This window comes from Microbacterium profundi (genome assembly GCF_000763375.1).
In the GTDB taxonomy this organism is placed as follows: domain Bacteria; phylum Actinomycetota; class Actinomycetes; order Actinomycetales; family Microbacteriaceae; genus Microbacterium; species Microbacterium profundi.
The window spans coordinates 1486177-1500901 of sequence record NZ_JPSY01000001.1 but is presented as its reverse complement, the minus strand read 5'-3'; the positions used below and the strand labels follow the sequence as shown (position 1 = coordinate 1500901).

General features: G+C 67.5%; 17 protein-coding genes. 8 read left to right on the top strand and 9 right to left on the bottom strand.

Going from position 1 to position 14725, the window contains the following annotated elements; all coding sequences use genetic code 11:
* Nucleotides 1-36: 36 nt before the first annotated feature.
* From JF52_RS0107080 to ectA, 5 genes are all read right to left on the bottom strand, one after another.
* Nucleotides 37-1104, bottom strand: coding sequence for a 3-deoxy-7-phosphoheptulonate synthase (locus tag JF52_RS0107080; RefSeq protein WP_033105581.1), 1068 nt, complete (start codon nucleotides 1102-1104; stop codon nucleotides 37-39).
* Between the two features lie 230 nt (nucleotides 1105-1334).
* Entirely contained in the window at nucleotides 1335-2234 is a 900-nt protein-coding gene (gene thpD, locus JF52_RS0107075) for an ectoine hydroxylase (RefSeq protein ID WP_033105580.1), read from the bottom strand.
* 146 nt (nucleotides 2235-2380) lie between these two features.
* On the bottom strand, nucleotides 2381-2773 hold the full coding sequence (locus JF52_RS0107070) for an ectoine synthase (protein ID WP_033105579.1): 393 nt from the start codon (nucleotides 2771-2773) through the stop codon (nucleotides 2381-2383).
* The gene (gene ectB, locus JF52_RS0107065; protein ID WP_234000669.1) at nucleotides 2770-4116 is read right to left on the bottom strand and encodes a diaminobutyrate--2-oxoglutarate transaminase; all 1347 of its coding nucleotides are present in this window, start codon (nucleotides 4114-4116) and stop codon (nucleotides 2770-2772) included. Before ectB ends, JF52_RS0107070 begins: the two co-directional genes overlap by 4 nt.
* An 85-nt stretch (nucleotides 4117-4201) precedes the next feature.
* Nucleotides 4202-4648, bottom strand: coding sequence for a diaminobutyrate acetyltransferase (gene ectA, locus JF52_RS0107060; RefSeq protein ID WP_235272378.1), 447 nt, complete (start codon nucleotides 4646-4648; stop codon nucleotides 4202-4204).
* Nucleotides 4649-4948: 300 nt separating this feature from the next.
* Between ectA and JF52_RS0107055 the strand changes: the two genes are divergently transcribed.
* Genes JF52_RS0107055 through JF52_RS0107045 form a run of 3 tightly spaced genes read left to right on the top strand, consistent with a single transcriptional unit; the run spans nucleotide 4949 to nucleotide 8165 of the window.
* Nucleotides 4949-6079 (top strand): aminotransferase class V-fold PLP-dependent enzyme, encoded by a 1131-nt coding sequence (locus JF52_RS0107055; RefSeq protein WP_033106428.1) that lies wholly within the window; start codon nucleotides 4949-4951, stop codon nucleotides 6077-6079.
* A gap of 24 nt (nucleotides 6080-6103) precedes the next feature.
* Nucleotides 6104-7711 carry an amidohydrolase gene (locus JF52_RS0107050; RefSeq protein ID WP_033105577.1) on the top strand — a complete coding sequence of 536 codons (1608 nt, stop codon included), beginning with the start codon at nucleotides 6104-6106 and terminating at the stop codon, nucleotides 7709-7711.
* 31 nt (nucleotides 7712-7742) lie between these two features.
* Nucleotides 7743-8165 (top strand): NUDIX hydrolase, encoded by a 423-nt coding sequence (locus JF52_RS0107045; RefSeq protein ID WP_033105576.1) that lies wholly within the window; start codon nucleotides 7743-7745, stop codon nucleotides 8163-8165.
* 1 nt (nucleotide 8166) lies between these two features.
* Here the strand turns inward: JF52_RS0107045 and JF52_RS0107040 are convergent, their stop codons facing one another.
* Both JF52_RS0107040 and JF52_RS0107035 read right to left on the bottom strand, forming a co-directional pair.
* Complete coding sequence (locus JF52_RS0107040; protein WP_033105575.1) at nucleotides 8167-8628, bottom strand: aminoacyl-tRNA deacylase; 462 nt, start codon at nucleotides 8626-8628, stop codon at nucleotides 8167-8169.
* A 53-nt stretch (nucleotides 8629-8681) separates the two neighbouring features.
* Nucleotides 8682-9179, bottom strand: a complete 498-nt coding sequence (locus JF52_RS0107035) for a hypothetical protein (protein WP_033105574.1) — start codon at nucleotides 9177-9179, stop codon at nucleotides 8682-8684.
* 156 nt (nucleotides 9180-9335) lie between these two features.
* On the opposite strand from JF52_RS0107035, the gene JF52_RS0107030 reads away from it, so the two are divergent.
* Together JF52_RS0107030 and JF52_RS0107025 are read left to right on the top strand one after the other, a co-directional pair.
* Nucleotides 9336-9893: a peptidylprolyl isomerase gene (locus JF52_RS0107030; protein ID WP_033105573.1), complete on the top strand. Its 558-nt coding sequence runs from the start codon at nucleotides 9336-9338 to the stop codon at nucleotides 9891-9893.
* Nucleotides 9894-9927: 34 nt separating this feature from the next.
* Nucleotides 9928-10824, top strand: a complete 897-nt coding sequence (locus JF52_RS0107025; RefSeq protein ID WP_033105572.1) for a rhomboid family intramembrane serine protease — start codon at nucleotides 9928-9930, stop codon at nucleotides 10822-10824.
* A 193-nt stretch (nucleotides 10825-11017) separates the two neighbouring features.
* On the opposite strand, the gene JF52_RS0107020 is transcribed toward JF52_RS0107025, so the two are convergent.
* Entirely contained in the window at nucleotides 11018-11257 is a 240-nt protein-coding gene (locus tag JF52_RS0107020) for a cell division protein CrgA (protein WP_033105571.1), read from the bottom strand.
* 78 nt (nucleotides 11258-11335) lie between these two features.
* Between JF52_RS0107020 and JF52_RS0107015 the strand changes: the two genes are divergently transcribed.
* Genes JF52_RS0107015 through JF52_RS0107005 form a run of 3 tightly spaced genes read left to right on the top strand, consistent with a single transcriptional unit; the run spans nucleotide 11336 to nucleotide 12925 of the window.
* The gene (locus JF52_RS0107015) at nucleotides 11336-12127 is read left to right on the top strand and encodes a class E sortase (protein ID WP_033105570.1); all 792 of its coding nucleotides are present in this window, start codon (nucleotides 11336-11338) and stop codon (nucleotides 12125-12127) included.
* A 10-nt stretch (nucleotides 12128-12137) separates the two neighbouring features.
* Entirely contained in the window at nucleotides 12138-12293 is a 156-nt protein-coding gene (locus tag JF52_RS17605; RefSeq protein ID WP_033105569.1) for a hypothetical protein, read from the top strand.
* Nucleotides 12290-12925 (top strand): anthranilate synthase component II, encoded by a 636-nt coding sequence (locus JF52_RS0107005; RefSeq protein ID WP_033105568.1) that lies wholly within the window; start codon nucleotides 12290-12292, stop codon nucleotides 12923-12925. The genes JF52_RS17605 and JF52_RS0107005 overlap by 4 nt, the downstream gene beginning before the upstream one ends.
* A gap of 21 nt (nucleotides 12926-12946) precedes the next feature.
* Here JF52_RS0107005 and pknB read toward each other — a convergent pair whose 3' ends face one another.
* Nucleotides 12947-14689, bottom strand: a complete 1743-nt coding sequence (gene pknB / locus JF52_RS0107000) for a Stk1 family PASTA domain-containing Ser/Thr kinase (protein WP_200880965.1) — start codon at nucleotides 14687-14689, stop codon at nucleotides 12947-12949.
* Nucleotides 14690-14725: the final 36 nt, after the last annotated feature.

Here is a 14725-nt window from a genome sequence, read left to right as displayed (position 1 = left end):
GCGAGAACCTCCTATCGACGCCGGCGCACAGCTCGCTCACGCGCGGCGTCGCCGCACCCCCTCCGCCAGCTGTGTGAGGGCAGACTCCGTGGCATCCCATCCCATGCAGGCATCCGTCACGCTCTGCCCGTAGACCAGACGGCTGCGGGTGGACACATCCAGCTTCTGCGCACCGGCGACGAGGTTGCTCTCCAGCATCACGCCGGCGATCGCCGTGCCGCCTGCGGCGATCTGCTCGCCCAGTTCCGCTGCCACGATCGCCTGGCGCAGGTGGTCCTTGCCGCTGTTGCCATGGCTCGCGTCGATGACCACGCGCGGTGCCAGCATCGCCGTATCCAGCCGGCGGGCCGCCTCCGCGACATGAGAAGAGTCGTAGTTCGGTCCGTCGGCGCCGCCACGCAGGATCACACCGGTGTCGGGGTTGCCCGTCGTCGCCACCAGACTCGCGCGACCATCCGCGCCGATGCCGAGGAACGCCTGCGGGGCGGATGCTGCGGCCGCAGCATCCAGCGCCACCTGAAGCCCGCCGTCCATGCCGTTCTTGAAGCCGATCGGCATCGACAGACCGGATGCGAGTTGCCGGTGGATCTGGCTCTCGGTGGTGCGCGCGCCGATCGCGCCCCACGTGATGAGGTCGGCGGTGTACTGCGGGCTGATCGGCTCGAGGAACTCCGTCGCGCACGGCATCCCGAGCGCGGTGACGTCGCGAAGGAACCCGCGTGCCATGCGCAGCCCCTCCTCGATGTCGTGGCTGCCGTCGAGGTGCGGGTCGTTGATCAGTCCCTTCCAGCCGATCGTCGTCCGCGGCTTCTCGAAGTACGTGCGCATCACGATCAGCAGGTCGTCACGGTGCTTCTCGGCCTCACGCACCAGCCGTCCGGCGTACTCGAGCCCTGCGGCGGGGTCGTGGATCGAGCAGGGTCCCGCCACGACCAGCAGGCGGTCGTCCTCGCCGGACATGATCGCGCGCACCTGGTCGCGCGTGCGCGAGACCAGCGCGGCGCGCTCCACCCCGACCGGCAGCTCGGCGGCGATGTCGCCGGGGGTGGGAAGAGTCGTGAACTGAGAGACGTGCAGATCGGATGTCGCATCAAGAGTGTTCATGGGTCCTGTCCTGTGATCAGGCGGACCCCGGATGCAGAGCCCGCCGATGAAACGGCGAAAGCCAGAGCAAATGCTCTGGCTTGTCGGCTCTGAAGGTGTGGTGTGCGCTAGATCAGCGCCGGCCCCTCCAGAGCCGACTCGAAATACGCATACCAACGGGTTGTCATGCGAAAGACACTACCCCATGTGCGCGGGCGTCGGCGCCCGACGCCCGCGCACATGCCGTCCGATCAGCCCAGCGGCGTGAAGTCGCGGTTCGCGATGTGGCCCGGGCGCGGGCTCTTCGCGGCGAACGGATCGACGAGCGCGTTGTCGACGCTGTTGAACACCATGAAGACGTTCGAGCGGGCATAGGGCGTGATGTTGTTGCCGGAGCCGTGCATGATGTTCGAGTCGAACCACAGCGCGGAACCTGCGGCCCCGGTGAACTGGTCGATGCCGTACTCGTCGGCCATCGCCGTGATGGCGACGTGGCTCGGCACGCCCGCCTCCTGCGCCTGCAGCGACTGCTCGTGGTTGTTGTCGGGCGTCTCGCCGACCGCCGGTACGAACGTGCGGTGCGACCCCGGCATCACCATGAGCCCACCGTTGAACGGGTAGTTGTCGGTCAGCGCGATCGACAGGCTCACGGCGCGCGGCACCGGCATGCCGTCCTCCGCATGCCAGGTCTCGAAGTCGGAGTGCCAGTAGAACCCGGTGCCGGTGAAGCTCGGCATGTAGTTGATGCGCGTCTGGTGCAGGTACACCTCTGATCCGACGATCTGCCGCGCCCGGTCGAGCACCTTCGGATCGCGGGCGAGGGCCTCGAGCACCGAGCTCAGCTTCTCGATCTCGAACACTGACCGCACCGTGCCAGTGGTGCGCTCGGCGATCATCCGCGGGTCGTCCTTCAACGCGGGATCCGCGGCGAGCCGGTCGAGCTCACCGCTGTAGAGGGCGACGTCGTCGCTGGTGATGAAGTCGTCGAGCACCGTGTACCCGCGCCGGTCGTGGGCCTCCAGCTCGGATGCCGTGAACGGGCCGTCGCCCTCCGAACCCCACACGGCAGGCTGACTGCGGGTGATGAAGTCCGTGGGAGTCGGCAACCGGGTCGGGAACAGGTCCTCTGCGGTCGTCGTCGTGGTGGTCATGCTTCGTTCTCCTGTCTCTCGTTCGGGTGGTGAAGCCGTGCGCGGGAGCGCCGGCCGGGTGGGAGGTGTCGCATTGTGCTGCTCGGACGAACCGTATGCCGCACAACGCGCCACCTCCCGCAGGTGGTCGGTGCCGAACGGCCCGGTCACGCGGGTTCGGTGACCAGCGGATACACGCCGTTCTCGTCGTGCACCTCACGCCCGGTGACGGGCGGGTTGAACACGCACACGACGCGCATCTCGGTGCGAGGCCGCACCTCGTGCTTGTCGTGGTCGTTCAGCAGGTACAGCGACCCGGGCGCGAGCTGGTGCGTCTCACCGGTGCCGAGATCGGTGATCTCTCCCTCACCCTCCACGACGAACACCGCCTCGATGTGGTTCGCGTACCAGAACCGGCTCACGGTGCCCGCGTACAGGGTGGTCTCGTGCACCGAGAAGCCGACCTTCTCCTTCGCGAGCACGATGCGCTTGCTGCGCCAGTTCTCGGTCTTGATGTCGGCGTCGGTGTCGGTGATCTCATCGAGTGTGCGGACGATCATGCGGGGGTGTGCTCCTTGCTCTGTGCGTTGTGGTGGTCGGCGACGTCGCCCTCGGCGCGATCGGCGTCGTGATCGATCGTGTGATCGGCGGCCTGCGGGTCGGGCTCGCCGAGCACGGCGCGCACCGACTCGTCGATGATGCGCAGTCCGCGCTCGAGCTCGACGTCGGTGATGGTGAGGGCCGGGAGGATCTTCATGACCTCGCCCTCAGGACCAGAGGTCTCCATGAGCAGCCCGCGTTCGAACGCCGCCTGGCACACGGCATCCGCCAGCTCTCCGGAGGGGAACTGCAGACCGCGGGCGAGGCCGCGACCCTTGGCGATGAGCTCGTGCTGCGGGTAGCGCGCGACGAAGGTGTTGAACCATCCTTCGACCCGCGCGCCCTTCGTGATGGTCGAGTCGCGCAGCTCGTCATCCGACCAGTACCGGCGCAGCGCCGCCGCAGCCGTCGCGAATGCCGGGCTGATGCCTCGGAACGTGCCGTTGTGCTCCCCCGGCTGCCAGACATCGAGGTCGGGGCGGATGAGGGTGAGCGCCATCGGGATGCCGTAGCCGGAGATCGACTTCGACAGGCAGACGATGTCGGGAACGATGCCGGCCTCTTCGAAGCTGAAGAAGTCGCCGGTGCGCCCGCAGCCCATCTGGATGTCGTCGACGATCAGCAGGATCTCGTGCTGCTTGCACAGCGCCGCGAGCTGACGCAGCCACTCCGCGCGTGCCGCGTTGATGCCGCCTTCGCCCTGGACGGTCTCCACGATCACGGCGGCCGGGGTGTTGAGTCCGCTGCCGGAGTCCTCGAGCAGACGCTCGAAGTAGAAGAAGTCGGGGTAGTCGCCGTCGAAGTAGTCGTCGTACGGCATAGGCGTCGCGTGCACGAGCGGTACGCCGGCTCCGCCGCGCTTGAGCGAGTTGCCGGTGACGGAGAGAGCGCCGAGGGTCATCCCGTGGAAGGCGTTCGTGAAGTTCACCACCGATTCGCGGCCGGTCACCTTCCGCGCCAGCTTCAGGGCCGCCTCTACCGCGTTGGCGCCGCCGGGGCCGGGGAACACGACCTTGTAGTCGAGGTCACGGGGCTTCAGGATCACCTCGTCGAGCGCCTCGAGGAAGTCGCGCCTGGCCGAGGTGAACATGTCGAGCGAGTGCACGATGCGGTCATCAGCCAGGTAGTCGAGCAGCACGCGCTTGAGCTCAGGATTGTTGTGCCCGTAATTCAGGGCGCCGGCGCCGGTGAAGAAGTCGAGGTACTCCTTGCCGTCCTCGTCGTACATCAGGCTGCCGACCGCGCGATCGAAGACGACGGGCCATGAGCGGGAGTAGCTGCGAACCTCTGATTCCAGCTGCATGAAGATATTCATCTTGTGGGTGTTCTCCTCCTTGATAGATCACGTGCGGGGAGTGCACGCCGCCCCGGGTGGGCGGAAGTGACGGCTACATCGACGGGCCGATCTCGTAGAGCCGTTCGGGTTCGTGATGCGCGGCATCCGACGGGTGCGTCAGATGTGCGCTCTCGAAGAGCGGGGTGACGACCATCGGCGCGTCGTTCCAGCGCTGGGCGAGGCTGCGGAACGTCTGCTGCGAGGCGGCGTTGTCGTCGGTGATGGTGGTCTGCAGGCTGCGCACCGGGGGGAGCGCCGTCTGATCGTGGAGCAGGTCGTCCAGCATCCGCCCGGCCAGGCGGAGCCCGCGGAAGCGTTCGTCGACGGCGACCTGCCAGATGAACAGGCATGAGGGATCGGACGGACGGCGATAGCCGATGACGAAGCCCGCGGGCTCACCGCCGATCAGTGCGATCCTGCACGTCGATGCGAAGTCGCGGGCGTAGAGCACGTAGGCGTACGACGAGTTCAGATCGAGCGTCTGCGAGTCGCGCGCGATGCGCCACAGCTCGATCCCCTCGTCGACGCGAGGCGGACGGATCAGGCTCGTCTCACCCGACCGCGCATCGATATGCGTGGCCTGAACTGACGTGCTCGGCTCGAGTGAGCCGGGGGAAGTCAGAGCGTGTCACCGTCCCGGATCGGGGTGTGCAGCTCGAAAGAATTCATGTCCATGGTGTGTGATCTCCGCTGGGTGAAACAGCTTCGGTCCGTCTTCCACACTGTCATGCACGCCGGTCGACCTCAAATCCATCACGGCCTGATCGCCGTTCGCGAGGCGCTGTGGGATGCTGGGCGCATGAGCTTGCCGCACGATGATGTCGACCCCGATGGCCTCCTGGAGTACTCGGTCGTCTTCACCGACAGATCCCTGAACCACATGTCAGCGCGCTTCATCTCGGTGATGCAGCAGACCTTCGAGATCCTCGGTGCGGCGTACAACGCGCACACCTCGGCCATCGTGCCCGGCGGAGGCACCTACGCGATGGAGGCGGTCGCACGCCAGCTCGCGACCGGCCGCCGCACCCTCGTCGTACGCAACGGACTGTTCTCCTACCGGTGGTCGCAGATCCTCGAGACCGGCGGTGTCAGCGATGACGTCACGGCGCTCGCCGCGCGACCGGAATCCGACGACATCCAGGCGACGTGGGCGCCGGCGCCGATCGACGAGGTGGTCGCGGCGATCCGCGCTCGCCGCCCTGAGGTGGTCTTCGCCCCGCATGTCGAGACGGCTGCCGGCATGATCCTTCCCGACGAGTATGTGCGGGCGCTGGCGGATGCCGTGCACGAGGTCGGCGGTCTGCTCGTGCTGGACTGCATCGCCTCCGGAGCGATGTGGGTCGACATGAAGGCGCTCGGCGTCGACGTGCTGCTCAGCGCTCCGCAGAAAGGGTGGAGCGGATCGCCCTGCGCCGGTTTCGTCATGCTCAGCGAGGCGGGAGCGGATGCTGTGCGCGAGCGGGTCTCGACGAGTTTCGCCGCCGATCTCGGCAAGTGGCTGTCCATCGCCGACGAGTACCGTGCGGGTAGAGCGGCGTACCACGCGACCATGCCCACCGACCCGCTGACCCACAACCTCGCCGCGATGATCGAGACTCGCGACCGCGGCTTCGAGGCGTTGCGGTCCGCGCAGATCGAGCTCGGCACGCGGGTGCGGGAGCTCCTCGCAGAGCGCGGATTCCCGTCCGTCGCGGCAACCGAGTTCGCCGCACCCGGCGTCGTGGTCGTGCACACGGATGACACCGCGCTGAAGTCGGGTGCGGCGTTCAAGGAGCAAGGGCTGCAAATCGCGGCCGGAGTGCCGCTGCACTGCGACGAACCGGAAGGTTTCTCGACGTTCAGGATCGGGCTGTTCGGCCTCGACAAGCTCGCCGACGTCGACGGGACCGTGTCCAGGCTCGCCGCGGCGCTGGAGTCGATCGAGCGCTGACCCGATCCCTGCCAGACTGACGCCATGACGACAGTCTTCACCGGCCGCATCCGCCCCCTCGCCGGAGACGCCGACGTCGGCGCGGATGTCGAAGTCGAGGCGCTCGCCGTCGAGGACGGGCGGATCATCGCGCTCGGCGCCGCCGCCGCGCTGCAGGCGCAGCATCCGGATGCCGACACCGTGGCGCTGGGAGGCTGGGTCATGCCGGGGCTGATCGAGCCGCACGGGCACCCCGCGTACTCGTCGATCCTGCTCTCGGACCTCGTCGTCGACATCCGGCCGGTCACGATCCCGGATGCCGCGGGTGTGCTCGCGGCGCTGAAGAAGGCCGTCGCGGATGCTGAAGGACAAGCCGTGTTCGCGAACGGCTGGGATGCGCTGCTGCAGCGCGGGCTTCCCGACCCCGACATGCGCTGGCTCGACGAGCTCGCAGGAGACGTTCCGCTCGTGGTCATTCACAACTCCGGGCACTCGGCGTACTTCAACAGCGCGGCCGCTCGTGCGGCCGGCGTGAATCGGGACACGCCTGATCCCGCAGGTGCCCACTTCGCCCGCGACGCGAACGGCGACCTCGCCGGCGTCGCCTTCGAGGAGGCAGCCGTCGAGCAGGTCGTCGCCCCCATGCTCACTCGTGCGCAGCAGCACCTGCCCGAGCTGCTCGTCGCACACCTGCGCGATCTGTCGCGCCGCGGCATCACGACGGTCTCTGATCTGTCGTGGAACCCCGACCTGAATCCGCTCGTCCAGGCACTGCACGCGCAGGGTCAGTTGCCGGTGCGCCTCCGCTGGTACGAGATGTCACGACCCGGCGGCACGGCAGCACCGCGCGGCGATGACGATTCGATGTTCCGCCAGACCGGTGTGAAGACCTGGTCGGACGGCTCCCCCTGGATCGGCAACATCGCGACGTCGTTCCCCTACCTCGACACCGACGCGACGCGCGGCCTGGGCCTGGAACCGCACCACGTCGGCACGGCGAACTACACCGCGGAGCAACTGCTGGCGATCGCGGAGCCCTATGCGGCGGGCGGGTGGCAGCTCGCCTGTCATGCGCACGGCGACCGCGCGATCGACTCGACCCTCGACGTATACGAGCAGATCATCACCCGGCACGCGCTGACCGATCACCGCTTCCGTCTCGAGCACTGCGGCGCCATGACGGCCGCGCAGTTCACGCGCGCAGCATCCCTCGGGGTCACCGTCAGCCTGTTCGTCGACCACATCACCTACTGGGGCGAAGTGCTCGTCGACGACCTGTTCGGCGCCGTGCACGGCGGTGCATGGGCGGATGCCGGCGCGGCGTTCGCTGCCGGCCATCGCGCGACGTTCCACAATGACGGCTGGGTCACACCGAATGAGCCGTTCCGCAACATGGCGGTCGCCGAGACGCGCACCACGCGCTCGGGATTCCGGATGCCGGGCGGCACACCCGTCACGCGCGCCCAAGCCCTCGCGGGTCAGACGACGAACGCCGCCTGGCAGCTGTTCAGCGAGCACGAGGTCGGATCCCTCGCACCCGGCCTGTTCGCGGACTTCATCGTGGTCGACCGCGATCCGGTGACCGTTGCGGCTGACGAACTCGCCGAGACGGTGGTGCGGGCGACGTACCTCGCAGGCGCGAAAGTGATCTGACGACCGCGGCAGTCACAGTAGTGTGAGGCGCATGGATCTGCGTGTCGCAGCATATGCGGTCGTCACCGATGACGACGACAGGGTACTGCTCGCGCGGTGGACCGAGGGTCGACGCAACGCATGGACGATGCCCGGCGGTGGGCTCGAAGCCGGGGAGGACCCGGAAGACGCCGTTCGCCGTGAAGTCCGCGAAGAGACCGGCTACACGGTGCACGTGCAGGAGCTTCTCGGCATCCATTCCCGGGTGATCCCCGCCGGCAGGCGGGTGAAGCGATCGGATGCTCCGCTGCACACCCTGCGGATCGTCTACCGCGCCAAGATCAGCGGCGGCAAGCTGCGCTTCGAGGAGAACGGCTCCACTGACATGGCGGGGTGGTTCACGCTGCCCGCGGTCGCGGAGCTCCAGCGGGTCAAACTCGTCGACATCGCGCTGCGGATGGCCGAGATCCTCTGAATCAGTCGGGCGGCTCCTCAGGAACCGTGATGTCGGCGACCGTCGCGCCGTAGGCGGTGATCAGATCATCCGCGTCGACGAACAGGCTGTATCCGTGCGCACCCGCACCCATCGCGACGCGCTGGCCGACGATCGATTCGTCGGCGTAGATCGGCCAGTCGGTGGTGCTGCCGATCGGGACGATGGTGCCGCGCTCGTATCCAGTTGCGGCCAGTGCGAGCTCGGCCTCTGGCAGGCGCAGCTTGTTCACGCCGACGACGGCGCGCAGCTTCGGCCACGAGATCGATCGTCCGCCGGGGACGAGTGCGAACAGGTAGGTGTCGTCTGTGCGCTTGACGACGAGCGTCTTGACGATGCCGGACGGGTCGAGCCCGAGCAGTGCGGCGGCTTCATGCAGGCTGTTCGCCTGAGGCCGCTCGCGGATCTCGATGTCGAGACCACGCTCCGCCGCGGCATCCCGCACGCGCGAATGCGGATCAGCCCCGTCAGGGACTGATCCGCCGGAGCCGGCGTGGCTCACGCGTCGGGGGCTGAGAGCGGGTCGTCAGCGACCCAGAGCTCGTCATCCGTGCGCAGTGCCTGCCATGCGGCGTAGAGCACTCCGACAGCCGCAGCCGCGCCGAGGATGATCGCGATGACCGAACCGACGCCCGGGCCCTGCTTCTTCTTCACGATGCGTCCGCCCGTGAACTCGAGGCCCTGACGCTTGGCGTTCGCGACGTCCCACGCGGAGAGCGCGGAACCGACGACGCCGCCGACGATCGGGACGACCTTGTCGTCCACGACGTGGCGACCGAGCTTCACGCCGCGGTTCACGGTCGGGGCGACACGGCGGTTGTAGGCGTCCTGCACGACAGGCAGCACCTGCTCACGACCGACGTTGCCGAGCTGACGACTGGCCTCGCGTGCGACCTCGGCCGCATGGCCGACGACCTCCTGCTGGGATTCCCACAGCTCGGTGGCGTTGTCGCGCAGACGGCGCAGTTCTTTCTTCCGCTTGCGGGTGAGGCTCACGATGTTCTCCTGTCGACTTGGAGTACGGGTTCCCCATCTTGCCAGACGAGACTGGATGCCGGCAGTGATTGTGCCGACCCTTGTCATCCGGAGCCGCACGCGCTAACGTCACCGCGCTTCCGGCCAGCACACTGCAAGCTCTGCGACAATGGGGGCATGGCTCAGCACTCTCACGTCGCAACCCTGCACACCAACCACGGCGACATCGTCGTCAACCTCTTCGGCGACCACGCCCCGAAGACGGTCAAGAACTTCGTCGGCCTGTCCGACGGCACCCAGGAGTGGACCGACCCGGCGACCGGCAAGCCGGGCGAAGGCGCCCTGTACACGGACGTCATCTTCCACCGCATCATCCCGAACTTCATGATCCAGGGTGGCGACCCGCTCGGCAAGGGCGTCGGCGGCCCCGGCTACAACTTCGACGATGAGATCAACATGGAGCTCAACTTCAACGAGCCCTACATCCTCGCCATGGCCAACGCAGGTCTGCGTCGCAACGCGATCACCGGCAAGGCCGAGGGCACCAACGGCTCGCAGTTCTTCATCACGACCGACCCGACACCGTGGCTGCAGGGCAAGCACACGATCTTCGGTGAGGTGGCCGATGACGCCTCGAGGAAGGTCGTCGACGCCATCGCCGCCGTTCCCACCGCGGCCGGCGACAAGCCGCTCGAGGACGTCGTCCTCCAGTCGGTCGACATCGCCGCCGTCTGAGTTCAGACGTCTCAGACTTCTCAGGCCGATCCGGATGACGACACCCGAGTTCGCGAGCAATCGTGACAACTTCTGCTACCGCCATCCGGATCGGCAGAGCTTCGTGCTCTGCCAACGGTGCATGCGCACCATCTGTCCCGAGTGCCAGACGCAGGCGGCCGTCGGCGTCATCTGCCCGGAGTGCATGAAGGCCGAGCGCGGCAGCCGCACTCCAGCGCAGAAGCGCGCTCAGCGGCAGTGGAGCGGACGGCCTCGTGCGCGCGGCTCGCTCACCGCCGTTCAGTCCGGTCGCCCGATGATGACCTACGCGATCATCGCTGTGACGGCATTCGTCGGCCTGCTGCAGCTCATTCCCGGCTTCGACGTCACGGGTCTGCTGCTGTTCCACGTCGGCTATCTCTTCCCCGACCTGTCGGGATTGCCGTTCCAGCCTTGGCGTCTGATCACCGCGGTGCTCGTGCACAGCGGCATCTGGCACATCGGCCTGAACATGCTGGCGCTGTGGATGATCGGCCGCAGCCTCGAGCCGATGCTCGGGCGATGGCGCTTCCTCGCGCTCTACGTGCTCGGGGGTCTCGGCGGCTCCGTGGCCGTCGGCATCATCTCGCCGGGGACGGCTACGGTCGGCGCGTCCGGGGCCGTGTTCGCGTTGTTCGGGGCCCTGCTCGTGATCGGCCTGCACCTCGGCGCCAACATGACCGGTCTGTTCGTGCTGCTGGGCATCAACCTCGTGATCGGGTTCGTCCCCGGCTTCAACATCGCGTGGCAGGCCCACGTGGGCGGTGCGGCCGTCGGCGCTCTGGTCGGTCTGATCGTCCTGCGCACGCGCAAGCGCAGTCAGCGCAAGTGGCAGATCCTCCTGCTGATCGCCCTCGCCGCCCTTCTCCTCGCCGCGGTCTTCATCGTCCCACCCATCCTCGTCGGCGTCTGAGGATGCACCTGGCCGGGCACCTTCACCCCCGGTCAGGAGTTGTTAACACCTTTATCCCCCGTTGTGAATAACACCCGTGTAATTCATCCCCAGGCTGTGGATAACTCTGTGTACAACTTCTTCCGGTGTCTGGTACGCAAGCGAAAAGGCCCTCGCAGATGCGAGGGCCTTTCGAAGATCAATGGATGCCGACTCAGCGCCACCGCGTCGTCATCAGGAATCCGATCAGCGCGATGCCGAGTCCGATGGCGAGGTTCCATGAACCGATGCCGGGAACCGGGAACTGCATGCCGGAGATGTAGAACACCAGGATCCAGGCCAGGCCCAGCAGCATGAAGCCGAGCATCACGGGCTTGAACCACACGGCGTTGGGCGCAGCCTCGCCTTCCGCGCGCTCGACAGCGGGTTCTTCGCTCTTACGGTCTCGTGCCATGGGGTCAGTCTACCCAAGACGGCGATGACTGCCTGCTCCGAGGGAAGGTGTCCATCCAGGCGGGATAAGATCGCGCCTATGAGTGCAGCCGGGTCATCGACGCGCACGCGCACTCGGCATCCTCGGCGGCGCTCGCGGGCCACGTTCACCAGCGTTCTGGGTGAGCTGTTGCTGACCGCCGGTGTGCTCGTCCTGCTCTTCGTCGCGTGGCAGATGTGGATCGGCGACATGATCATCGGTGCGCAGAGCAACAACGCGGGCAACGCGGTCTCCGCGACCTGGGAGCAGCAACCAGCCCCCGAGCCTCCGCCTGTCGTCGAGAACGAAGACGGCGAGTCCTGGTTCGAGCCACCCGTGCTGCCGCATCCGGCCGCGGGGGAGACCTTCGCCCAGCTGCGCATCCCGCGGTTCGGCGACGAGTACAACGTGGCGATCGCGGGCGGAACCACGCGTCCCGTCACGCTCGACAACGGCTGGATCGGCGTCTACGACCAGTCGGTGATGCCGGGGGAGGTCGGCAACTTCTCGGTGGCCGGCCACCGCACCACGTGGGGCGCTCCGCTGAACCGGATGGACAAGCTCCGTCTCGACGATGCGATCGTCGTGGAGACGCAGGAGGGCTGGTACACGTACCGCTTCCGCACGCTCGAGTACGTGCAGCCGAACGAGGTGGACGTGCTCCTCGATGTTCCGCAGGTACCCGGAGCCGCCACGGGAGAGCGGTATCTCACCCTGACCGCATGCTCGCCCCTGTATTCGCTCGCCGAGCGCATCGTCGGATACGCCGTGTTCGAGGGGTTCCAGCCTCGCGCCGAGGGCGCCCCGGATTCGATGGCTTCCGTCGATCAGATCGCGTCCCCGTCCCTGTAAGGAGGATCAGATGTACGCAGCGCTCTGGCGCATCCTGCCCGGCCCCTGGTGGTTGCGCCTTTTCATCGCGCTGATCGTGGTCGCCGCGATCGTGTACGGACTCTTCTTCTACGTGTTCCCCTGGGTGAGTCCGCTCATCACGCCCGGTGAGGTCGACCTGGAGTGAGCGTGCGGGTGCTGGTCGTCGACAATCACGACAGCTTCGTGCACACGCTCGTCGGCTATCTGCGAGAGCTCGGTGCGGCCGTCGAGCTGATCGAGGCGGATGCCGCTGATGCGGCGGGCTTCGCCCGCCTCCTGCCCGACTTCGACGCCCTGCTGCTCTCGCCAGGGCCGGGCAGACCCGAGGACGCAGGGGCATCGGTCGAGATCGTCGCACTCGCCGCCGAGCGAAGGATGCCGCTGCTCGGCGTCTGCCTCGGACATCAGGCGATCGGCGCCGCGTTCGCCACCGCGGTCACAGAGGCACCGGAACTCATGCACGGCATGGTGTCCGCGGTCCTGCATGACGGTTCGACATTGTTCGACGGCATCCCGTCGCCTTTCGATGCCGGGCGATATCACTCGCTCGCGCTCGCCGAGGCCGAACTGCCGACAGCTCTCCGGGTGACCGCGCGCACGGCATCCGGCACCGTGATGGCGATCACGCACAGCGAACTTCCGATCCAGGGAGTGCAGTTCCACCCCGAGAGCGTGCTCACCGCGCACGGCTACCGCCTGCTGGCGAACTGGCTGGCGCAGGTCGGATCAGCGGATGCCGTCGAGTTGTCGGCCCGGCTGCATCCGCTGGCCGGCTAGCCGGCCAGCGGATGAGCGTGGTTACTTCGCCGCGCCGGTGCAGTACCGCAGCTGCACCTCGGAGTGCACCGGAACATCGCCGGGTGCGGCGGACATCGACGCGATGGTCGCAGGGTCGGTCGCGGCGCAGTCGGCCATCTCGGTCGGGATCGCAGTCAGGCCGAGTTCCTCGAGCTCCGCGCTGGCGGCATCCAGCGTCCAGCCCGTGACATCGGGCAGCGTGACGCTGCCGCTGGCGACGATGAGATCGACGACGGTCTTCGGCGCGATCTCCGCCCCGGCCTCGACACTCGACTCCAGCACCGTGTCGGCGGCGCTGTTCGGATCGTTGCGCTGAATCACGGTGCCGAGCTCGAGACCCTCCTTGGCCAGGGCGTCCTTGGCCGCAGCCTGCGAGAGTCCGATGAGCGTGGGAGCCTTGACGGTCTCGGTGCCGGAGGAGACATAGATCGTGACGCGCTGCCCGGCCTCGACGGACTGCCCGCCCTCCGGGTCGGTGCGGATGACATTGTTCTCGGTGATCGAGGCGCTCGCTTCGTAGACGAGCGTCGACTGCAGGTCCAGATCTTCGAGATCTTGTTGTGCGCGTTCGTACGACACGTCGATCAGGTCGGGAACGGTGCGCGACGAGGTGGGGATCTGCTCGCCACGAGGCATCATGAGCACCCAGACCAGCACGGAGATCAGCAGCACGGCGAGCAGGGCGACACCCGCCCAGATCCACACCACCGGCGGCCCGGACTGCGTGCGCGTCATCGTCGTGTCGCTGCTGAGCTGTCGCAGTGACCGCGCGGTCTCCTGCGCCTGGCGGGGGCTCGGGCCGTACAGTTCGCTGGTGAGCGCGCCGAGCTGTTTCTTGCTCGGGGCCTTGCCCGCGACGGCGTCGTCGAGCGCGGCGCGGAAGTGCGCGGCATCCGGATACCGCTGATACGGATCCTTCGCCAGCGCACGCAGCACGATCGGGTCGAGGGCGCCGGGGGAGCTCTCGTTCACCTCGGTGGGCGCCAGCGGCGTCTCGCTCACGTGCTGGTACGCGACCGCGACGGGTGACTCACCGCGGAACGGCTGACGCCCGGTGAGAAGCTCGTAGAGCACGACGCCGGTCGAGTAAAGGTCGGCGCGCGCATCGACCGGCTCGCCCTTGGCCTGCTCCGGCGAGAAGTACGCCGCCGTGCCGATGATCTGCGTGGTCTCGGCGACCGTCGATGAGGAGTCGGACACCGCGCGGGCGATGCCGAAATCCATCACCTTGACCTGGCCGGCCGGGGTGACCATGACGTTTCCCGGCTTGATGTCGCGGTGGACGACGCCGGCCCGGTGCGAGTAGTCGAGCGCCTCGAGGATGCCGTCGACGTAGCGCACCGCATCCTCGACGGGAACCGGCCCCTCGGCGATGATCTCCTTCAGCTGGCGGCCCTGGACCAGCTCCATGACGATGTACGGCTCGCTGCCGGCGGAGCCGACGGCGGGAGCGCCATGCGGAGCAGACGTCGGATCGCCGGCGTCGTACACGCGCACGATCGACGGGTGCGACATGCGCGACGCAGCCTGCGCCTCCAGGCGGAAGCGGGTGCGGAAGGCCGTGTCGCGTGCGAGATTCGGATCGAGGATCTTGATGGCGACCGCGCGCCCGAGCGTGACGTCGTAGCCGCGGTAGACCTTCGCCATGCCACCGTGTCCGATGAGCTCATCCACGCGATATCGCTCAGCGATGATGCGCGGCTCTGCGGTCACTGGTGACTCCCCCTGGTATGACAACGGCATGGACTTCCTAAGGTTACCCTCAGCCCCCTGAAACGG